Here is a 20,306-nt window from a genome sequence, read left to right as displayed (position 1 = left end):
ACTCGAGCAGGTGGCCGCCGACTTCGGCTTCCACGCGGTGACGGATCCACATGTCGCGGCGGAACAATTGGGCGCGTGCGGTGTGTCAGCCGTGCCGATCGGCGGGTGGAGCTCGGAGACAAAGCGATGCGGCTCGGTGTGGACGTGTTGGCTCCTAGGCTGCCCAGTCCAGCCCGAGGTCGGCCAACGCCTGGAGCTTGTCGGCGGTCAACTTCCCGCGTCTGGATCGTGTGTTGGAGAGGAACACGCCGAGCTTGACCTGTGTCCCGTCGGGAAGCGTCTCTACGTGCCCCCTGGGGACGGCCACAGAGCCCTCCCGTGCCTTGTACTGGGCGAGGGCTGCGGTGCCTCGTTCGAAGGCGCTCACGGGCTTCGTGGACGGCTCCCCGGACACCTCCGGCTCCACCGGTTCCGGGGCCAGCGGCACGATGCCGAGCTGCTCCAGGCGCTCACGCTGCTCCTCCGCCAACGCCGCCCAGACCTCCGGCTTCTGCTGCTTGGCCAGCCATTTTCCGATGTCCATGCCGTGGATGGTGAAGCCGGGCAGCACCTCCGTCTCGCCGGCCGTCTGGTCTTCGTCGCGTACGAGTTCGTGTAGTGCGGCGTAGTGGCGTTGCCAGTCGGCCGGCCACGCCGGGTTCCAGTCCGGGTCGACCTCGCGCAGCGCCTGCTCCCATTCGGGGTGCCCGTCCAGGGCGCTGGGGCGGCGGAGGTTGGACAGCCACTGTCCCACCGGCCGGTCCAGCATGGTTGCGGTCCGGGGTGCGCAGAGTGTCCAGTGCTGGTCGTAGTAGGCCTTGGCGGCTTCCAGGTTCTCCTGGAAGCGCTCATCGGCCAGTGACCAGACCATGCCGAGCTTCTCGAGCCGCTGGGCGCGCAGGCCGGTCATCTGCCCGGCCCCGTACGCTCGTCGCTGCTCCGCGACCCACTGTCCGAGGGGGTACGCCCCCTCCTTGTGCCCGTACGGAACCCTGGCGTGAGCCTCACGCTCGGTGAACCTTTTCAGTGATGTCCAGCCGCGGGCCCAGTCCTGCTTCTCGGTGTCGATCACGTTGAAGGAGACCCAGTCCGCGACCATCACCGGGTCACGCGGGGCCGCGAACCGCAGCAGCAGGCGGGATTCTTCCTCGCCTTCCTCAGGTGCCGCACCGATGTACTCGGACGGCTGCACCATGTCCTTCTGCGGTTCCTGTGGAATGGCGAGCAGTTCCACGGCCTCTTCATCGTGAGCCCGCAGACCTTCAAGAACCTTGACCAATGGGCGGTAAGAGCCGGAGGTGAACATGTCCTCGGGCTTTTCCTCGGGCTGGAGGAATACCGGCACAATCAAAGAGGCGAGCTTCCCCTGTCCTGGCTTTTGACGGAGCGCGCGTCCGATGGCTTGGACGATGTCGTGGGGCGCGCCCTTCGGGTCCAGGAGGGCGACGGAGTCCACGGCGCGGATGTCGATTATCTATAGGTGGGGGAGTGCGAGGGACCTTTGCTCTGCTTGCCCCAGCAGGCGGTAGTGGCTCCGCATTGTCGACGCTGCGCAATTAGCTTTCAGTAGTGCGGTTGTTGAGACGTCGAATGGTGTCTGCGGCTGTACCGCCGAGGACAGGGTGGTCGCGATACAGGGCGAGCAGGTGGAGGGAGGACTGATCTCCTACGCGAGCGAGTAGGCGCAGCACGGTGGCGGTGCGGTCGTCGGGCTGGGGGTGCGGGAAGAGTGAGGTGAGGCGATCCGGGGCGCTCAGGCCGTGGTGCAGAACTGTGCGGATGTGGCCGGGGAAGGAATCGACGATGCGGCCGAGTGCGCTCGTACGGATGTCTTGGGCGAACATGGCAACAGACTGAAACTGCTGGAGCGGGTCAACGGCGGCCGAGCTGTTCGAGCAGTTGATCCTGCTCGCCGACCCCGGCAGTCCCCTCGCCGAATCGATCTGTCGCCGCCGCGCCCTTCGCGCCGTGCCCCCGGCTGCCGCTCCCGACCACGAGGTGCACGACACATCATGACCACTCCGCCCACGTCCGGCCCGTCCCGGGGCATTGTCGGCGACCGTCAGCTCATCGCTGTCCAAGCCTTCGACATCGCCCGCCTCACAGCACACGCCGTTCCGATCGTCCCGGAGACCTTCATCGCCGTCTCCGGCCTCGGCCCCAAGGATGACTCCAACGGCTCCGGCAAGACCAGCTTCCTCATCGCCGTCTCCCTGCTGCTGGCCGACCCGCAGTGGCGTCTGGAGGTCAACGGGGGCCGGCACGCTAGCGGCATCCTGTTCCGCCCTGAGGCAGCCGGCGTCGACCAAGCTCACCACGCCTCTCCGGTCACCCACGGCTACATCGTCGGCGTCTTCGCCCACCCCGATGATGTAGTCACCAGCCCTGTGACCGTCTGGGTCCGCATTGCCACCACCGCCCCCTACCTGCAAGCCAATTGGACCGAAGGCCTGCACGTCGCCGACGCCCCCACCGACCACGAGCGCAGCATCCAGGCCGACACCCTGTGGCGCGAGCTGGGCACACGCCAGATCCTCTCTGCCCGCGCCATGGCCGAGAAGCTCTACGGCACCGCCCCCCGCTGCCTCACCTACCTCGACACCGCCCTGCGCCCACCCGTTCCCTCGCTGCTGAGCCAGCAGCTGACCGAGATGGAGCCCCACGACATCGGCCGGTCCCTGATCGCGCTGTCGGGCATGACACACCTGCTGGAGGAGGAAGAGGACCTGCGCGGCCAGGCCCTGAAACACCAGATCAACCTCGACAAGGCCCAGACCGAGCGCGCCCAGGCGCTGCTCGCAGACGAAGAGGTGATGGGCGGCGTGCGCGCCCGCGAGGCTGCCCGCCTCGCCCTCCAGCGTGGCCACGAGGCATGGCGTCGTTACCTCGCGGCCTCCTTCCGTGACGCCCACGACAGCGACCAGCGCATTGCTGCGGCCATGGAGGAGGAGAAGCAGACCGCCGCGACAGCCGCAGCCCTGGTACAGGACGCCGAGGACCACGTGAACTCGCTCGGGTCCGCCGCGGAACTCGCTGCTCAAGAAGGCGAAGCCCGCCGGACGTGGTCCGACGCCCAAGAGCATGTGCGCGAACTGTCCAGCAAGATGACGGAGTTGACCACTCAGCAGGCGCTGCTGCGCAGTCGGCGGACCATTCTCCTGCCCCAGGCGCAGGGCTGGGACGGCAGCGACTGCGTTACCGCGGCTGCCCGCCTGGAACGGCGCCAACGCGATCACGCCAAGGCTGATCTGCAACGCGCGGATGCCGAAGGCATCGCCACCCGGGCCCGCACGTACCTGCACAGCGTTGAGCGGGGGCGCAGCGGGAAGGCCGGCCGCGCCATCGATCTGCTGAGCGAGCACGGCATCCCCGCGCACGGCTTGCTCGACCAGCTCAACGTGGACGAAGCCGCCCGCCCCGCGTGGGAACCGCGTCTGGCACCCTGGCAGGACGCGATCGTCGTCGAACCCGAGCATGAAGAGAAGGCCCGCGGTCTTCTGCATGCCGCTCTGCCCGGCGCACAGATCATCTCGTCCGATGAGGGGCCGGAACGCCTGCCTCAGGGCATTCTCAGCACCCTGAAAGTGGCACGCTTCCTCGGCACCCTTCAAGAGCGTCTGATCCCGTCGGCCGACGGGACTACCGTCCAAGACCAGACGCTGGCGCTGACCGTGACGGGTGGTTTCACGACCCCGCTGGCCGGGCGCGAAGCCCGGCTCCGACAAGCCCGCGACGATCTCACAGCCGCCGAGCAGGGGGCCGCCGAGGCCGCCGAGGCCGTGACCGTTGCCGCTGCTGCACTCACCCTGGCCAAGACCCAGCACGCAGCCGCCCAAGCGGCCGAAGAGCTCGCGCGCCTTGGCACCCGGGAGCACGACCTTCAGGCAAAGGTCGACGACCTTACCGGCCGCGTCACCAAGGCCGCGCGCGACGAACAGGAGCTCCAGCAGGTCTGGGAGAAGGCCGTGGCCCGGCACGGCTCCCACGAGCAGCTCCTCGCCAACGCAAAGCTCACCCTGGAAGGAGTCAACAAGGCGCTCAAGGAACGTCACCGCACCCTGGCAGCTCTTGAACGCCAGCGCGGTCAAGTCGCAGCATCCCGGTGGCAGCTGCAGTGGGACGGCACCCTCGAAGACGCCATCCACTTCCTGGACCAGGCACCGGACCAGGCCCGTTCATCCCGGCCGGCGGCCCTGCGTCGACAAGCGGAGGACGGACTGCGCCGGGCCTACGAGCACTACGGCGTTGACGACACCCCGGGCACAGATGTCGGCCAAGACCTCCGCGTCGGCGAGGAGATGATGCGGACCTTCGCCGACACCGATTCCGCCGACCTGCCCACCCTCACCTTCGCCGATGTGGCAGCGCCGCTCGACAACCGCCTCGCCGGCCACCGGGACCAGGACGAGGTCGCCGCAGCGCGCATCACCCGCGAGCAACACGCCCGGGAGCAAGCGATCGCAGAACTTACCAACGGGGTCGCCACCAGCGCACGCAACCTGGAAACCCTCCAGGACATGATCGAAAAGCACCTCGACGGACTCTTCGCTCAGATCAGCGCCACCTTCAACGACCTCGACCTGCGCAGCGACGGCTACGGAGCCAAGATTGAACCGATCAGCGTCCGCCCCCAGGGGGCCGGTGACTGGCAGTGGCAGGTCATCCCTCGATGGAAACGCTCCCGCAGCGGCGGATACGTCTCCTACCGAGAAAACGCCAACAGCGCCCAGGTCAAGGTGCACGCCATCCTGCTGGTCCTCGCGGCGCTCCTGGCCGACTCCCAGACCCAGGGCAGAGTCCTGATCCTGGACGAACTCGGCAACAGCCTCGGGGAGGTCAACCGCAAGGACATGCTCGCCTCCCTGCGCGACGTCGCCCGTGACCAACACCTGACCATCCTCGGTACCTGCCAGGACAGCGTCCTTGCCGACGCCGCAGATGTCTGCGGGGAACTGCTGTGGTTCGTCCACGCATCAGCAGCCGACATCATCAACCAGCCCACCAGCGCATGGGCTTTCGACAGCAATGGTGCCCGCACCCAACTCACCGAAGACTGGATCACCGCAGGACGCGCCCATGCCTGATTTCACCCCCCGGCCTCCGCTCCTCATCGGCGAAGCGCACGGCCGCGAGACCGTTCCTTTGCGCGACCTGCCGCCGGGCATTACCGCCGTCACCCTGCCGCGTGTCACCAAGGACAGCGACGACACCATCCACGTGCGTGTCCCCAGAGACCGTCGACGACGCGTCAGTCCCCGGCAGATCGACCTCGTCGCCGACCACCCCGTTAGCCCTACGAACCGCCGCCCACCCTGACCACTCGACAACTGATCAAAGTCCTGCAGACCAAGAGCACCAAGCGCTGGCCCACCATCCAAGCCGACCTTGGCGACAACACCTGGCAGACCGTGGTCGACCTCATCCGCTGCGGCGCCGTCATCCTGCGCTGCGACGTCGTCAACGGCACCGGCTACAGCCCGCGCTCATGGACGCTGACCCAGTCGTGGGCTGAAAACGCCGAGGACAAACTCGCCGAACTCCAGGGCCGCCAGCTCCCTGAGGACCTGCACCGCGAGCTCCTCGACATCATGTCCCGCCTCCCTCAGCTCGCCCATGAACACGTGTTGCTGGCCAAGACGCCACCCGGGCGCGTCCTGAAGATCCCCGAAGGCACCGCCACACGAGCCGAGGACTGGCGCGTCTACGAGGTCGCCATCCGGGCCGCCGTCATCTGGTTGCCCGCCCAGGACACCCCCCGCAAGATCACAGCCAAGGAACTCGCCGGACGCAGCCTGCGCAACACCAAGAGCGCCTGGACCCCAGCCCGGCAGCAGGCCTTCTCCAACCTGATCGGCATCCCCTTCGACCAGGCCGTCGACAAAGCCGACACCGAACTGCGCATCCGCGGCCCCCTGCAGTGGCGCGTCGGTACCGTCATCGCCGATGCGGCAGCGTGCAACCCCTGGCTCGCTCTGCCCGCCCGCGGTGTCCGCGCCCTCGGCATGATCTCCTGCGACGCCCAGGGCATCTTCCTGATCGAGAACGAGGACACCTTCGAACAGGTCTGCAAGATCCCGGAGATCGCCGACACCTGGCTGTGCATCTGGGGCAAGGGCTACGCAACCGACGGACTGGCCGAATTCCTCCGCGGCCTCGACGGCCTGCCCGTCGCGGCCTGGGGTGACCTCGACGCCCACGGCATCCGCATCATCGGGAACCTCGCCGACCGCATCGGGCGGCCCGTCACACCCGTCGCGATGACCGTCGACCTCTACCGTGCCAGCACCAAATACCACCAGGAACCCGCGAAACTGGAGGAGAACCGCAAGCTCGCCGCCCGGCTCGCGGACCAGGGCATCGAGGCCCTGCGCGATCTGGCCGACGAGATCGCTCGAAACGGCGGGCACGGCTGCGAACAGGAGACCCTCTACGACGATGTCCTCCCCACACTCCCGGGCCTGCTGAAAGCCGTGCAGATGCCCGGCAGTTGCTGACCTCGCGTCAGGCAGGCAGAGCGGGGTGGTGGGGGCTGCCTTCCACCCCTCCTGGTCCTCCCGCCGCCTGGGCGGCGATGCCTGCCGCGACCGGCGGCCTCAGCTGTGCTGTGTCTGTGGCGCGCAGTGAGGACGGTCGGCACCCCAGCTCACGGGACAAGGATGCCGGCGGGCCGGGTCAGGTCGAGTCGGGGCAGGCGCCCGACGTGTGCACGCAGATGGCGTGCCTCGGCGACCATCACGGTTGGCGAACACGCTATCCCCGGGCGGGTGGCCCGCCAGGCGGTGGTGGGCGCGGGCGCCGGCCAGCAGCGGGCGCGCCCAGGCAGGGACCGCATACAGCGGGCAGCTCCGATGGCCGACCCCGTGGAGCTTGATGACGCAGCCGTCGCCGGTGATGTCGAGATCGCGGGTCAAGCGCAGGGCGCCCAGGCCGGCCTGGGTGAAGGCCAGCACGCTCAGCGCTCCTGCGATGAGAGGGTGCGTGAGAGCGGCCAGAGCGGCGGCGTCTTCGCACGCGAGCTCGATGGCAGGGCCGGGCTGGGACAGCTGGGCTGTGGCCATCGCGCCGGTGCAGGGGTGAGCCTGCTGTCCTGGCTTCATCGACCGCGGCCGGGCATCCCGCGGCTGCCGGGCGGACGAGTGTCCCGCACCTACCGTTGCCCGTCCGGCCATCGCCGGTGCAGCAGGAGGAAAGGACTGGCGTGCGGGTATCGGACCCGGCTCGGCGAGCAGGGCCTCGAACTGGTCCCGGCTGCTGATACGGCGTTCCGCGCGGGCCAGCACCGGCGGCAGCCGGCGCGGGGCCATCTGCCACAGCAGCGTCAGCTGAACTCCCGTCATCTCGCGCCAGGCGAGCAGCTGGTCGATCCGTCGGATGGTCAGCAGATGGGCACGGGAGAGCACGACATGCCGCACTCCGGTCGCGATCGTCCAGGCGGCCGCGGCGAGCCACGCCTCGTTCACCGAGTCCAGCCAGACGTCGGGGGAGGTGGGCCCCGGAGCCAGCCGCTTTCCCAGCGCATACAGCATGTCGTGCGCCAGCGCGGCCGGGCTGCCGTTGGCGGGTGTCGGCTGCACGGTGATGCAGCCTTCCCCGGGCCGGTGGGCCTGCAGCGCCGCCCGTGTGTAGAACAGGTCGTCCCGCTCGTCCACCACAACCGTCACGTCGCTGTCCACCAGTGCCACCACCCCGTTTCTGCTGCGCGCCGACAGACCGCCCCGCACCTGGATGCGCCCGGCGCTCTGCGCAGCGCATGGTTGCTCGCGGCGCCCCGACTCTGGCCAGGCCGCCGCCAACTGCGGCCGCTGCTACATGCCGCTGAGCTTGCTGTACGTCCAGTGGACGAGGTCCTCGTTGATCTCGGTCAGCCCCTTCTTCTGCATGCCGTTGAGCATGTGCTTGGTGATGGTGACCCAGTTGCGGAAGTTGCCGTGTGCCGCAGCCCGGTCGACGTTGCGGATCATTTGCGGGGCGGCCCCGGACCACAGGGAGTGGAACGCCGGCAGGGTCGCGACGACCTCGTTCTCGGGCATGCGCTGGAGCTTCTGCCAGATGAAGATCCGCGATGCCAGCATCGGTTCCCGCTTGAGGACCCGGTAGCAGTTGTCGCCGCCGGCGAAGATCACTGCAATGTTGGTGTGGCGGTCGTCCCACAGATGGCGCCAGTACTCGAACGAACTGCGGCCCATCCACTGAGCCTCGTCACAGACCAGGACCCGGAACGTCTCCGACAGGGTCTCTTTCAAGAGGGTGTCGAATTCGATCGGTCGGCTTGGTGGGTCCCCGGGCAGTCCCAGTGCCCGGAACAGTCCGTGACGGATGTCGCGGGGCGTGGGGCCCGAGCGCAATTCCAGACGGTAGGTGATGTCGGGAGCGATCTGGCGCAGCGCCGCGTTCACTGACATCGTCTTGCCGTGCCCGGCCGCTCCGTAGATGGCCATCATGGCTTTGGCCTCGATCGTCTCTTCGATGTTGTCCAGGGTCCTCATGAGCGTGTCGGTGGCCACCAGATGCGCGTCGAGGCGGTGGAAGTGGTCGTCGCGCTCCGAGGGGAGCCTGCCGTAGTCCATGTCGCACAGGTCGACACTCACGCGTTCTCCTCCGGGCCGTCTTCGGGCAGGTTGGCGGCCGGCGGGATCGGGGGAGCCCAGCCGTCCGGGACGGGCCGGCGCGGGATGTAGTCGGGGTTGGCCCGCCGCAGGTCGGAGGTGTCCGATCCGGAGAGCTCTGCCTCGGCTTCCGCCTCGGTCAACGCGCCCAGGCGCTGGGGCGGGGCGGGAGTGGTGGAGGCCTTGAACCGCTCACGGCGCAGCCGTGCGGCCGCCTCCAAGTCCGCGCGCAGCTGTCGCGCCTTGGCTTTGCGGGCGTTGCGGACGGCGCGGATCTGTTCCTTGCTGGCGGCCTCGGCCAGGACCGCGCTGCACAGGTGTGTGCCATCGAGGTCGAAAATCTCGACGGATGTGTCGTGGTGGGGCAGGCGGCGCACCGCGACCCGGGTGCCGCCTCGGCCGACCATCCACGGGTCGATGTAGAACCGGTTGCCCATCTGCACGCCCCGTGTGGTGACGACGCGCGTGAGTCCGTCGTCCTCGAGTCCGAAATGGGCCAGCTGTTCCGCGGGGACGTCGTACAGGGGAGTGGGGTCGGCCCGCCACGCCTCCATTGGGGTGCGGCCGCCCAGCGCCTGGGGCTTGTGCTCGTTGTTCCACCAGCGCACCCACTCCAGCAGTAGTTCCACGAATGCTTCGAAGGTGAGCGCGGGCTCGTCCGGATCCGCGGTGCGGCCGCCGGTGAGCCGCTGCTGGTGGACGTAGCGCGGCATGGAGGCGAACAGCATCTTCTCGACGGCGTTGTTGAGCGCTTCGATGGTTCCTTTCAGATGCGGGGTGTAGGCGGGGAGATCGATGACGGGCACGGCGAGGGCGCCCAGGGCCGAGATCACTGTGGTGGACAGGAAGTCCTTGCCGCGGTCCACACGGATCAGGTTGGGCACGCCGCCGGCCGGGCCGAAGGGCTCGGCGCGGTCTAGTGACATGCGCAGCGCTGCCAGGACCGCGTCCCTGCTGGGGGCGTGGGGTGTCACGGCCACGCCCATGATGACCTTTCGGGCGCAGTCGATGAACCATGTCACCCACGGTCGAGAGAGTTCGTCCTCGACCTGTACCTGTACGGGAACGCACTTGTGGTCGCCTTCCCAGGCGGCGTTGCGGTGTTCCACCGGTCGTGTTCCGTACACGTCGAAGGCCCGTCGGGCGGCTTCGCCGTGGGCGAGCCCGGCCCGGTCCCCGGGAGTCAGGTCCCGTCGCAGTGCCCGGTGGAACGTTGCCAGCGACGGGGCCTTCGGCACCCGGGAATCATTGAGGGCCCGCTTCTGTAACTTGCGGTGCACGGCGGAGGCATTTCCTCCGCACTGCACCAGCAGCCGCCGGATCTCCGGAGTGATGGCGTAGCGCTCCCGGGAAGTTGGGGCGAGCTGGCCGGTGGCGCGGGCCTCGGCGATCCATCGCCACACCGCCCGTTCGGATCGGCCCAGTGCGTGGGCGACCAGCCGCACGTGTGCGGTGGTCAGTTCGCCGCGCTGATCCAGCATCACCAGCCGCGGCATCGCCGCCGCCCGTCCTGAGGCGGTGGTGAACACCGGTTTGTCGACGCCGTGCGGGTCGGCGGAGGGGGCGCTCATCGGGGGGTGCTCCTTTTCGTGGGAACGAGTGGTGAAAGGGCCACAAGTGCCGCGTATTACCGTGGCGTCGGCATGTCAGGTTCGGACGGCAGGACAGCCCTGCTACCGGGCGCGTTGTCACGTGCAGTGGGGTGTATGGCGGAGCCTTGGACCCGCGCCGTGGAATGTGGGCCTGTCCGTATCGGCCTGCCCGGATGCGCGTGTACCGCAGAGGCGGCTCGGGTGGGACGCTTTGCCGCGGCCCGTGACGGCCGGGGGTGGGTGCCGTCAAGTGGGAGAACACGCCAAGGGAACGGCCTGCCTGGAAGAAGTCGCGGTGCAGACCGGTCCGGACCGGGGCTGGCGGGCGGTGTCCGGTGGGGTTGTCCGAAGCCCGGGCCTGCCTGCCCTCCTGGAGGGCAGGCAGGCCCGGTACGACTCAGATCTGTTCCAGCGTCCGCTGGATCCCGTTGCGGACGACGTCGTTACGTTCCTGCGGCGTGAGCCAGGAGGCGGTGGAGCCCTGGGGAGTCTTCTCGACGAGCAGGACATCGTCGACCGCGTCGGCCACGGGAAACAGATGACTGATGACGGTGACCGTCTTGTCTCCGGTCACGCCGCTCTTCAGGACGGTGAGGGCGGCATCTAGCCGTTCTCCGTCCAGAGCGCCGAATCCCTCGTCCAGGAACAGGCTTTCCAGCTTGCTGCCGCCGCTGTTGCGGAGTTCGACGAGCGCCAGCGCCAGCGCGAGGGACGCCTGGAAGGTCTCCCCGCCGGAGAGTGTCTCTGGAGGGCGCGGGAGGTTCGTGGCGAGATCGACGATCTCGAATTTCTCGGTGAACGCATAGGCCCCTGCAGAAATCTGCTGGAGGATTTTGCTGCCGTGCGAGAGCAGGGAGAGGGTGCGCTGGTCGGTGAGGTACTTGAGGAATTTCCCGTCGGTCAGCTGATCGCGCACACTCCGCCATGCGGTGGCCTGTTGCTCCGCGGCTGTGAGGGCAGTGGTCAATTTGTCGTGGTAGGGAATCTGGGACTGCGCGGTACGCAGATCGGCCTCGGCTGCGTCGTGCGCCGTTTCCGCCTGGCTTGTCTTGCTGCTGAGCGGGTCGAGAACGCCGGGATCGAGCGGGTCGCTGCCGTCGGGCACCAAGAAGCCGGGGGCGGAGTCGGCTTCGTCGGCGGTGGCGCTGGCCTCGCGGGCCAGCTCCTCCTCGAACTCACGGATCTCGGCACCGGCCTGCACCGCGGCCTGGTCCAGCGCGCCGGTCAGCTGTTGCCCCAACGGGGCGAGGGTCAGGGCGTAGGCGTCGACAGCGGCCAGGTCGGTTGCGTCCGGGACGGGTGGCAGCTCGACGGACGGCTCGTCGCCGAGCAGACCGGCGGCATCGGTGGCTGCATCCGCCCACCGTTCCAGGTGTTTGATGAGGTTGCGTGCGGGAGTCTCGATCGTGCGCCGACGCCGCCCTTCGAGGGCCTGACGGTCCTTGTCGTGCAGGGTGAGGGCCTGTCTGACTGCGTCGCAGTCCTGGGTTGTCTGATCGAGAGTGGCAAGGCGGCGGCCGACCGCGTCGTGCGAGGAGGCGACGTCCTGCGGGCTGGGGAGTTCCTGCTCGGAGGGCTGTGCGGGGCGGGCCGAGACAGGGAGCGCTGCGATCTCCGTCAGCAACGCCTGGAGGTCCGTCTCGTACTGCAGTTGGGTCTTGTCCAGCCGTTTGCGTTCGCGCTGCAAGCGGGTTCGCTGGCGTTTGAGATCGGCCTGGGCCGCCTCGTTCTTGGCCTGTGCCGTGGCCAGTTCGGCGTGGGCGCTCGTATGTGCCGCGAGGACCTCTGTTTCCGCGTTGCGCAGCGGCTGGACGAGTTCCTTGACCGCACGGGTGATCCGGGACACATCTGCGCAACGCTGAGCGACGCACACATCTGGTACGCCACCCTCGAACGAGCCGACCTCAGAGGAGCCAACTTCCTCAACCCCCTCTCCTGCAGCGCGGAAGGTCGCGCACCTCGATCGACGACCACGGATGACGGCTGGGCATCGTCGAGTTCCACCCGGCCGGAACGACGGCAGCTGTCTGAACGTCGGCGTGATGCGGTTGTGGGAGGAAAGAGATCACCCGGCATTCGATGGCGGCGGCCGTGAGCCCGGATTCGAGCGGTTCGCCGAACCCCACCCAGTTCGCCCTCGACGCGCAAACCCTCGTGCGGCGAGCCGCCGACCTGGCGCTGGAAAACCGGGTCAGGCTTTTTGACCTCTCGTCCACCACCGACTTCGCCTCGACCAGGTCCTGGCCGAGGACGCCTTCGCGCCGTGGATGGTCCCCACTCGGGAGTCCGAACGGCAACTGCACGCCCTGGCAGAGGACCCCGAAGCCTTCCGGGACTCGGCGACGGAAGCCGCCATCTCCTGCGGGCGGCAGCTCAAGCCGGCCGCGTCGCAGCCGAGGACCATCGGCTGCTGTTCCTCGCGGATGCCGACTCCTCCAGGGTCCACGGATCCTGGTGGTTGAGCGGGGCGGCCCTGAGGGTGACGGTGGTCCGGTCTGCGGGCACGGCCGGCTCGGGGCGCTCCCGCCGATTCCATGCCCTTGAGCAGCTGATCACGGTCGAGGCGGCCGGTGGTGCATCGCCGCACTGGTTTCACCACCGCCGACACCCCTGAGGACGCTTTGAAACCGCGCTGAATGGGGGGTCGGCCACGCTCTGCGGCATGACGACGACGACCCCGCCAGGGGCAGCAGACCGGGAGGGGATCACCATGAACGGCCTGCGACTGATCCGTCGGCACGCGGCGGCCTTCGGGCGCTTCGCCGGGCTGGGCAGCGGGGTCACCCTGGCTGCCTCGGCGGCCCTGGTTCTGCTGTCGCAGTGGATCCCGTGGATGGCGGCGAACGCGCTGACCACCGTCGCCTCCACCGTGGTCGCCACCGAGCTGCACGCCCGCGTCTCGTTCGGCCACGGCCGGCCCGGTCTGGCCGGCCACCTGAAGAGCGCGGCCACCATTGCCCTCGGTTGGCTGGTCACGTCCGCAGCGGTCGGCTCCCTGGCCGTGTTCCGTCCCGGCGCCGGACTCGTCCTGCAGCAGACGGTGTACCTGTCGGCCACCGCGCTCGTCGGGATCGGCCGCTATCTCGTGCTGCGTCTGGCTGTGTTCGCGCCCCGCGCCCCGCGGCCCCGCACCGGCGGCGGAGTCCGGCTGAGGGCCGCGTACGACGCGGCGGCGTGAGGGCCGGTGGGGAGAGTGCTGAGGCCCGGGGTCGGGGCGGCGGGGGGCGCGTCCCTCGGGGGTCGGCGGTCGCGGATGGACGTGCGGCCGGCCGTCGGCCTCGTGGGTCGACGGCGAGTCCGGACACGTCGGCTCGTTCCACAAGGCGGCGGCTGTCGGGGGGATCAGGTCGCGGGTGCCGGCGAAGACCGTGAGCGGGGAAGGGGCTACGAGCCCTGCCGGCCTGCGCCGATCGGGTTGGCCGGCCAGATCGACTGAGGCGACACCGGACATCCGGACTTCCTGGGCCAGATCCGCTGAGACTTTCAGTCAGCCAACGTCTCAACTGAACCGGTCGCCGCACGTCACCGGGCCCGGTTGGGGCCAGATCGTTCGCCCGTCGGCCAGAGGACTTTGCGGTGCAGGGTCTGCGACTTCGCGACCTTCCTCCTGCGGTATGGCCGGCCCAAACCCCTTTCGAGCACCGTCGAAACGATGGTCAGAGCGACGGCACACGGCCAATGGTGATGTCCTTGCCGTCGACCGGTTCAGACACAGGGGGAATGACATGGGCAAAATCTTGCGTGGCGTCGCCGCGTTGGCGACCGCGGCGACCGCCGTCGTGGCGATGTGCGGCGCGGCGCAGGCGAAGCCCGCTGAAGGCGACTGGAACGGTTGCCCGTACGGGGCCGTCTGCATCTGGGGCGAGGACCGCAACCCGTACCTCGACCCCCACCCGACCAACGTGTACTGGAGCTACGGCGCCCACAACCTGAGCAACCAGTACGGCGACCACTACGTCTTCAACAACCAGTACGGCGGCGCCAGCATGAGCCTGTGCACCGGCTACAACGGCGTTGGCTGCCACGTGGCGCTCGAGGTGCAGGAAATCGGGAGCTTCAACCTGACGCCTTACAACTCGGTCACCCTCAACCGGTAGCGCATTCACTGCCCCTGGCCGGCATGGCTGTCCGCTGGCAGGTCCCGGTATCGGGAGGAGCGAGGAAAAGGGGGCGGCCTCAGGTGCATGCTGGGCCTCAGCGGTCCGTCACACGGTGATGACGACCTTCGAGCGCGCGTGCTCCACTTCGAGGTACCGAATGGCCTCGGGTACTTCACTCAACGGGTAGGTCCGGTCGATGACTGGGGTGAGTTTCCCGGACTCGGCGAGTTCTCTCAGCGCTGCCAAGTTCTCCTTGCTCGGCGTCGCCGTGAGGACGAGCAGCCGATGGCGGACAAAGCGTGACATCGCTTGCCCCTTGAGGATGAGACCCATCGGCCCGACAAGGCTCCCGCCTTCGGATACGCCCCCACCGGAGAGAACCAGCCTCCCCATGGGTGTCAGCGCGCGTCGGCACTCGGTCAACGAATGGTTCCCCACCAGGTCGAACACGACGTCGTACCGCCGTCCGTTGCGGGTGAAGTCTTCCCGGGTGTAGTCGACGAGATGATCCGCGCCCATCGACCGGACCAGTTCCATGTTTCTCGTACTGCACACGCCGGTCACTTCCGCGCCGAACGCCTTGGCGATCTGTACGGCGAAGGTGCCCACACCACCTGAGGCGCCATTGACCAGTACCCGCTGTCCCGGCTGTACCCGTCCCAGGTCGCGCAGGCCCATCAGCGCGGTGTTCCCCGCCAGCGGCACCGCGGCCGCCTGCTCGAACGACAGGCCGGCTGGTTTCGGCTCCACCACGTTGTCCTGGGCACACACGTACTCGGCGAATGCCCCGTCGACTTCGCCGAACACCTCGTCACCGGGACGGAACCGCTTCACGTTCCTGCCCACCGCTTCCACCCGACCCGCGAAGTCCGTGCCCCGGATCTTCGTCTTCGGGCCGCTCAACCCGAGCACCAGGCGCGCCAGGTACGGGTCGCCCCGCATGAGGTGCCAGTCGCGGGCGTTGACCGCGGCCGCGTGGACTCGAACCAGTACCTCATGGTCGGCGACGACCGGCTTGTCGACCTCCCTGAGTTCCAAGACGTCAGGCGAGCCGTACCGGTCCTGGGCGATCGCCTTCATCGGGCCTCCGTAGCGCACGAGTTCGATCCGGAATGGATCGGCTGACCGGAAGTTCAGCGCTACGCACGACGGTAGGCGAGCGACCTCGGTGCGGGCATCGGGGCAAATCCCTAGGTGACGCACGGAACCAGACGGCGACGCGGGCTGGTCTTTCGTCTCGCGTCGAACTCGTCGGCAACCATGACAACGCACAGGATGTCTGCGCTGCGTCCGGAACGGAAGTACAACGGCGCGGCGAGCCCGGCGCTCCGCGCGGTGGGCCGCAGCTGCGGCAGGTCTTCGCCGAAGCCGATGGTGACGACCTCGACGCCGCTCGCCCAAGGGCTCATGCCGAGCTCCGGGGCGAGGGAGGTGCATACCGCGTTCTGGCTCGGCCAGGACGGTACCGACCAGGGGCCTGCCCGTCGGATCATGCCGCACAGGCCCGCGGTCCCGAGGAGGGCTCAGGGCCTCCTCGGTCTCGACGGCGGCTTCTTCTGATTCCACGTCAGGGACCGCTGTCGCGACCTGCTCGGCCGGTGGCTCCTCAGGGTGTGCTGTCGACGTCCATGGCCGCCGGGTTCAGTGACGCCAGGAGTTTCAGGAGCAGTGAGTGGGCCTGTTCCTGCTCCGTCGGTGTGAGTACGTCCAGGGCTTCGGCGTGGGTGGCGTCCACGGCGGCGCCGGCCTCGGCCACGAGCCGCAGGCCGGCCTCGGTGGCGTGCAGGCGCTGAGTGCGTCTGTCGCCAGGGGCGGTCCGCCGTTCCAGGAGTCCCCGCTCGACCAGCCCGTTGACGGCGGTTCCCATGGACTGGGGGGTGATCGCCGCCCTGCGCGCGGCGGTCGCGCTGGAGACGCCCGGGTCGAAGGCGGCCTGGATCAGGGCGCTGTTCTGGGCGAGGGTCAGCTGGAAGGGGCGCAGGGTGCGCTCGATCCGGGACGCCATGATCTGGCCGATCTGCCAGGCCACATAGCCCGTACGCCGGTCGGGATGTTTCACGTGGCGGACCCCTTTTGTAAGGCAGTTGATTGTGGTGTACAAAGATTATCAGTTGCCTTCTATTCTTCCTATTCTTCGAGGATCCTGCCTCCGATGTCCCAGCACGCCTCTGTCCGACAGCACCACAAGCACGCCCTGGACGTGGCTCATCCGCCGCCGCGCCCCGGGACCCCGCGCGCCGTCCTGGTGCCCGTGGCGGTCGTCCTGCTGATCGGCACCCTGTTCGTCAGCGTCTACCTCGCCGCCTTCCACGCACCGCGCCCCCACGAGCTGCGGGTGGGCACCACGGAGATCGGCAGCCACCAAGCGAGCCTGCGCCAGGACCTCGCACGCGTCGTCCCGGACGGTTTCACCCTGGAGACCTATCCCGACGAGTCCGCCGCCCGGCGCGCCGTCCAGGACCGGTCCGTCTACGCGGCCTACCTCGGCAAGGGGGATCTGCTCTACGGCAGTGCCAATGGAGCCGCCGTCACCGCCACCGTGACCACCGCGTTCGGCTCCGTGGCCCGCGCGGAACACGACCGCCTCTCCGTCGAGGACGTCGCCCCGGCGTCGGCGGGGGACACCCGGGGGCTGTCCGTCTTCTACGCGGCCTTCGGCCTGGTACTGGCCGGATACCTCTTCGGCATGACCACCTACCAGCTCGCCCCCCGCCTCCAGTACCGCTGGCGGATGGCCAGCCTGGCCCTCTTCGGTGTGGCCGGCGGCGTCCTGGTCGCCGTCATCGCCGGCGGCACCGGCTTCGGCGCCCTGCCCGGCCCCTTCCTGCCCCTCGCCCTCATCGTCGCGCTGATGGGCGCCGCGGTCGGCGCCACGACCATGATGCTGCTGCGCCTGTTCGGCTCCGCCGGCGTCAGTCTCGCCTCGATCCTGCTGCTGATCCTCGGCAACAGCAGCAGCGGCGGCATCATGCCCGCCGCCTACCTCCCCGCCTGGCTGCGCCCGCTGTCCGAGATCCTGCCCGTCGGGGTCGGCGTCCGCGCCATGCAGGGGCTCTCCCGATTCCAGGACGACGGCCTGACCCGCGCCCTGGTGATCCTCCCGCTGTGGGTGCTGGGCGCTGCCGCCGTGCTCTACCTCAAGGACGTCTTCCGACGTGAGACCCCGAGCCGTGTGCCGGACACGGTCGAGCCCCAGCCCGCGGCGGCCTGACAGCGCGGGACGATTGCGCCCCTGTCCCCGGCCGAGGGTTGCATGGACAACCCCGGACGACGGTGCCGCCCTTCGGCGGGCCCGGATGAAGCGGGTCATCCCGATGGACTTGGGTGCCCTGTCGGTGAACCCGAACCTCCGGTAGAGAGGGTGCGCGTCGCCGTCGGCCATGAGGGAGACGTACGAGAGTGCCGGCGCGCGGCGTTCCAACTCGTCGTTCAGGGCCTGCATGATGCGGCGGCCGACTCCATGGCCCTGGTGCTCGGGCAGCACGCAGATGTCGACGATCTGGAAGAAGCATCCACCGTCGCCGATGATCCGGCCCATGCCGATCGGATCGCCGCCGTGGACGACCACCACCCCGTACCAGGTGTGGGCCAGCCCCACCGCCGTGCCCTCGGCCGACTTGTCGCTGAGACCGGCGCGGGTGCGGAGCCGGCGGTAGTCCTCCACCGACGGGACGCCGGGGCGGACCTCGTATGCGCTGGGATCGGGCAAGGCGGTTCCCCTTACGGCTCGGGTTACGGCTCGGTGTGACGCGGGGCGTAGCGGCCCAGGAACATGTCGACCCCACCCGTGATCAGACGGTCGGTGAGACCGTCGTCGACGTCGGTGCCGTAGGCACTGAAGACCAGGTACGGGAAGACCAGCAGGGAGTAGAGCTGGAGCACAGCCACCTCGACGTCGGGGACGTCGAGCCGGCTCTGTGCGACCAGTTGCCGGAGTGCTCCCGCGACGGCGGGGTGATGGCGCTCGGGACCGGCGTCGTGCCAGCCCTCGCCGAGTTCGGGGAAGCGGTGCAGTTCGCGGGCGACGACGTTCCGCAACGCGAGGATCTCCGGGTTGGTGCGGATTCCGGCCACCCAGGCGCGGGCGGCGGTGATGAGCGACTCACGCAGGTCGTCCGAGTCGGCGAGGCGGGCGATGGCGTCGGCGAGGGTGCCGCCGAGCGGGGCGTCGAGCGAGTCCTTGACGACCCCGATGAACAGGGCTTCCTTGCTGCCGAAGTGGTTGTAGACCGTCACCTTGGACACGCCCGCCTCGGCGGCGATGAGATCGACGCTCACGTCGAAACCCTCACGCAGAAACAGCTCGCGGGCCGCTTTGAGGATGGCCAGTCGCTTTGCCTCGGCGCGCGGTCCGGCGGGGAGCCGCTTGACGTCCTTCGTGCTCATGCGACGAGTCTACCGACATGTGAACTGAACGGTTGAGTTCATATGTACTGGGCCGTACAGTTCACTTGACCGGGCTCGTACCGAGTTCGTCGTGGCCCGGCCGCACTTCCCCCTTCCGTATCGCACGCTCGGAGGAGTCGTCGTGACGCACAGCACCGCTGACGCGCACCACGCGTCCGCTTCGCAGCCCCCGGCCGACCCGCGCCGCTGGCTGATGCTCGTCCTGCTCTGCCTGGCCCAGTTCATGCTCATCCTGGACGTCACCGTCGTGAACGTCGCCCTGCCCGACATGGCGACCGACCTCGACCTCGGCAGGCAGGCGCTGACCTGGGTGGTGACCTCGTACACCCTGTGCTTCGGCGGGCTGATGCTGCTCGGCGGGCGCCTCGCCGACGTGTTCGGCGCCCACCGCACCGTTCTCGCCGGGATCGCGGTGTTCACCGCCGCGTCCCTGGTCACCGGGCTCGCCACGGGCGCGCCCATGCTGCTGGGCGGGCGGATGTCCCAGGGCGTCGGAGCCGCCCTGCTCTCCCCGGCCGCGCTCTCGCTCGTCACCACCGGCTTCCACGGTGCGGAACGCAACAAGGCGCTCGGCGTCTGGGCCGCCGTCGGCGGCGCCGGATCGGCCATCGGCGTGCTCCTGGGCGGGGCGCTGACCGACGGGCCCGGCTGGCAGTGGGTCTTCTACATCAACGTGCCCGTCGGCGTCCTCGCCCTCGCCGCGCTGCCGGGCCTGCTCCCGGCCCGTCCGCCGCGGCCGGCCCGGCTCGATCTGCCCGGCGCGCTGCTGGTCACCGCGGGCACCGGGTCGCTCATCTACGGCCTGGTCAAGGCGGGCGACACGGGCTGGAGCGGAGCCGCCACACTGCTGTCACTGCTCGCGGCGGTCGTGCTGTACGGGGCGTTCGCCGCGGCCGAACGGGCCGGCGGCGCCCCGCTGATGGACCTCCGCATGCTCACCCGCCGTCCCGTGGTCGCAGGGGCGTTCCTGTTGCTGATCGCCACCGCGCTGCTGATCGCGTTCTTCTTCCTGGGCTCGGTCTACCTGCAGCACGTACGCGGCTTCAGCCCGCTCGGGACCGGCCTCGTGTTCCTGCCCGTGGCCGTCGCCACCGCCGCCGGCGCCCACCTCGGGTCCCGGCTCGTCGGCAGGATCGGCAGCAGGACGACGGCCGTGGCAGGCATGGTGATCGCGGCGGCGGGCACCGCGCCACTGACCCGGCTGTCGCACGACGGCAGCGTGTACGCCGGCCTGCTGCCGGGCCTCGCCGTCGCCTCACTCGGCCTCGGGGCGGTCTTCGTCACCGCCACCACCACGGCGCTGGCCATGGTCGCCCACGAGGAGGCCGGCCTCGCCTCGGGCGTCGTCAACACCTTCCACGAGGTGGGGGGTTCGATCGGCGTGGCCGTCCTGTCCACCGTCGCCGCCGCGGGCGTGGAGCACGGCGCGATCGACGGTTTCACGGACGCGTTCAGGCTCAGCGCGATGGTGGCCGCCGTGAGCGCGGGCGTCGCCCTCTTCCTCGTACCGCGAGGCAGGCCACGGACGACCGGCGGTCCGCATGTCCACTGAAGCGCCCGAGTGACCGCCCGGGCTCCCCACGGCGGCCGAGGGAGCCCGGAACGGTCAACGGGTACCGCGG

The 20,306-nt window shown here is 69.2% G+C and carries 17 protein-coding genes and 1 pseudogene; 7 read left to right on the top strand and 11 right to left on the bottom strand.

Translation table 11 applies throughout. From position 1 onward, the window contains the following. Nucleotides 1-154: 154 nt before the first annotated feature. Both AAFF41_RS06995 and AAFF41_RS06990 read right to left on the bottom strand, forming a co-directional pair. Nucleotides 155-1,435, bottom strand: a complete 1,281-nt coding sequence (locus AAFF41_RS06995; RefSeq protein WP_425526113.1) for a helicase associated domain-containing protein — start codon at nt 1,433-1,435, stop codon at nt 155-157. 100 nt (nt 1,436-1,535) lie between these two features. Beyond that, nucleotides 1,536-1,823: a hypothetical protein gene (locus AAFF41_RS06990; protein WP_343323684.1), complete on the bottom strand. Its 288-nt coding sequence runs from the start codon at nt 1,821-1,823 to the stop codon at nt 1,536-1,538. Nucleotides 1,824-2,366: 543 nt separating this feature from the next. Here AAFF41_RS06990 and AAFF41_RS06985 point away from each other — a divergent pair. The 3 genes from AAFF41_RS06985 (at nt 2,367) to AAFF41_RS06975 (ending at nt 6,473) form a co-directional block, all read left to right on the top strand. Beyond that, nucleotides 2,367-5,063 (top strand): coiled-coil domain-containing protein, encoded by a 2,697-nt coding sequence (locus AAFF41_RS06985; protein WP_343323683.1) that lies wholly within the window; start codon nt 2,367-2,369, stop codon nt 5,061-5,063. Next, nucleotides 5,056-5,295 carry a hypothetical protein gene (locus AAFF41_RS06980; RefSeq protein WP_343323682.1) on the top strand — a complete coding sequence of 80 codons (240 nt, stop codon included), beginning with the start codon at nt 5,056-5,058 and terminating at the stop codon, nt 5,293-5,295. The genes AAFF41_RS06985 and AAFF41_RS06980 overlap by 8 nt, the downstream gene beginning before the upstream one ends. Before the next feature lie 92 nt (nt 5,296-5,387). After that, nucleotides 5,388-6,473 (top strand): Wadjet anti-phage system protein JetD domain-containing protein, encoded by a 1,086-nt coding sequence (locus AAFF41_RS06975; RefSeq protein WP_343323681.1) that lies wholly within the window; start codon nt 5,388-5,390, stop codon nt 6,471-6,473. Nucleotides 6,474-6,572: 99 nt separating this feature from the next. Here AAFF41_RS06975 and AAFF41_RS06970 read toward each other — a convergent pair whose 3' ends face one another. The 4 genes from AAFF41_RS06970 to AAFF41_RS06955 form a co-directional block, all read right to left on the bottom strand. After that, complete coding sequence (locus AAFF41_RS06970; protein ID WP_343323680.1) at nt 6,573-7,661, bottom strand: hypothetical protein; 1,089 nt, start codon at nt 7,659-7,661, stop codon at nt 6,573-6,575. A gap of 123 nt (nt 7,662-7,784) precedes the next feature. Continuing rightward, nucleotides 7,785-8,567: an AAA family ATPase gene (locus tag AAFF41_RS06965; protein ID WP_343323679.1), complete on the bottom strand. Its 783-nt coding sequence runs from the start codon at nt 8,565-8,567 to the stop codon at nt 7,785-7,787. Further along, nucleotides 8,564-10,081 carry a Mu transposase C-terminal domain-containing protein gene (locus AAFF41_RS06960; RefSeq protein ID WP_425526236.1) on the bottom strand — a complete coding sequence of 506 codons (1,518 nt, stop codon included), beginning with the start codon at nt 10,079-10,081 and terminating at the stop codon, nt 8,564-8,566. Before AAFF41_RS06960 ends, AAFF41_RS06965 begins: the two co-directional genes overlap by 4 nt. A 493-nt stretch (nt 10,082-10,574) precedes the next feature. Continuing rightward, nucleotides 10,575-12,023 carry an SbcC/MukB-like Walker B domain-containing protein gene (locus tag AAFF41_RS06955; RefSeq protein WP_343323677.1) on the bottom strand — a complete coding sequence of 483 codons (1,449 nt, stop codon included), beginning with the start codon at nt 12,021-12,023 and terminating at the stop codon, nt 10,575-10,577. 864 nt (nt 12,024-12,887) lie between these two features. Here AAFF41_RS06955 and AAFF41_RS06950 point away from each other — a divergent pair. Together AAFF41_RS06950 and AAFF41_RS06945 are read left to right on the top strand one after the other, a co-directional pair. After that, complete coding sequence (locus AAFF41_RS06950) at nt 12,888-13,355, top strand: hypothetical protein (RefSeq protein ID WP_415925841.1); 468 nt, start codon at nt 12,888-12,890, stop codon at nt 13,353-13,355. A gap of 547 nt (nt 13,356-13,902) precedes the next feature. Beyond that, nucleotides 13,903-14,274, top strand: coding sequence for a hypothetical protein (locus AAFF41_RS06945; RefSeq protein ID WP_319745839.1), 372 nt, complete (start codon nt 13,903-13,905; stop codon nt 14,272-14,274). A gap of 108 nt (nt 14,275-14,382) precedes the next feature. On the opposite strand, the gene AAFF41_RS06940 is transcribed toward AAFF41_RS06945, so the two are convergent. The 3 genes from AAFF41_RS06940 to AAFF41_RS06930 form a co-directional block, all read right to left on the bottom strand. Then, a complete protein-coding gene (locus AAFF41_RS06940; protein WP_319745841.1) occupies nt 14,383-15,357 on the bottom strand; it encodes an NAD(P)-dependent alcohol dehydrogenase in 975 nt (324 codons plus the stop codon). Nucleotides 15,358-15,467: 110 nt separating this feature from the next. After that, nucleotides 15,468-15,686 carry a hypothetical protein gene (locus AAFF41_RS06935; protein ID WP_343323676.1) on the bottom strand — a complete coding sequence of 73 codons (219 nt, stop codon included), beginning with the start codon at nt 15,684-15,686 and terminating at the stop codon, nt 15,468-15,470. A 197-nt stretch (nt 15,687-15,883) separates the two neighbouring features. Continuing rightward, nucleotides 15,884-16,336, bottom strand: coding sequence for a MarR family winged helix-turn-helix transcriptional regulator (locus tag AAFF41_RS06930; RefSeq protein ID WP_319745846.1), 453 nt, complete (start codon nt 16,334-16,336; stop codon nt 15,884-15,886). Between the two features lie 93 nt (nt 16,337-16,429). Here AAFF41_RS06930 and AAFF41_RS06925 point away from each other — a divergent pair, with 93 nt between their 5' ends. Then, nucleotides 16,430-17,488: an ABC transporter permease gene (locus tag AAFF41_RS06925; protein ID WP_319745848.1), complete on the top strand. Its 1,059-nt coding sequence runs from the start codon at nt 16,430-16,432 to the stop codon at nt 17,486-17,488. An 84-nt stretch (nt 17,489-17,572) separates the two neighbouring features. Here AAFF41_RS06925 and AAFF41_RS06920 read toward each other — a convergent pair. Together AAFF41_RS06920 and AAFF41_RS06915 are read right to left on the bottom strand one after the other, a co-directional pair. Beyond that, nucleotides 17,573-17,986, bottom strand: a pseudogene (locus tag AAFF41_RS06920) (GNAT family N-acetyltransferase); the annotation flags it as partial. A 23-nt stretch (nt 17,987-18,009) separates the two neighbouring features. Next, the gene (locus AAFF41_RS06915) at nt 18,010-18,663 is read right to left on the bottom strand and encodes a TetR/AcrR family transcriptional regulator (RefSeq protein ID WP_343323675.1); all 654 of its coding nucleotides are present in this window, start codon (nt 18,661-18,663) and stop codon (nt 18,010-18,012) included. A 142-nt stretch (nt 18,664-18,805) separates the two neighbouring features. Here AAFF41_RS06915 and AAFF41_RS06910 point away from each other — a divergent pair, with 142 nt between their 5' ends. Then, nucleotides 18,806-20,236 carry an MFS transporter gene (locus AAFF41_RS06910; protein WP_425526112.1) on the top strand — a complete coding sequence of 477 codons (1,431 nt, stop codon included), beginning with the start codon at nt 18,806-18,808 and terminating at the stop codon, nt 20,234-20,236. Nucleotides 20,237-20,306 lie beyond the last annotated feature (70 nt).

Source organism: Streptomyces mirabilis (assembly GCF_039503195.1).
In the GTDB taxonomy this organism is placed as follows: domain Bacteria; phylum Actinomycetota; class Actinomycetes; order Streptomycetales; family Streptomycetaceae; genus Streptomyces; species Streptomyces mirabilis_D.
The sequence above is the reverse complement of the archived record's forward strand: the minus strand, read 5'-3'. Positions and strand labels throughout refer to the sequence as shown.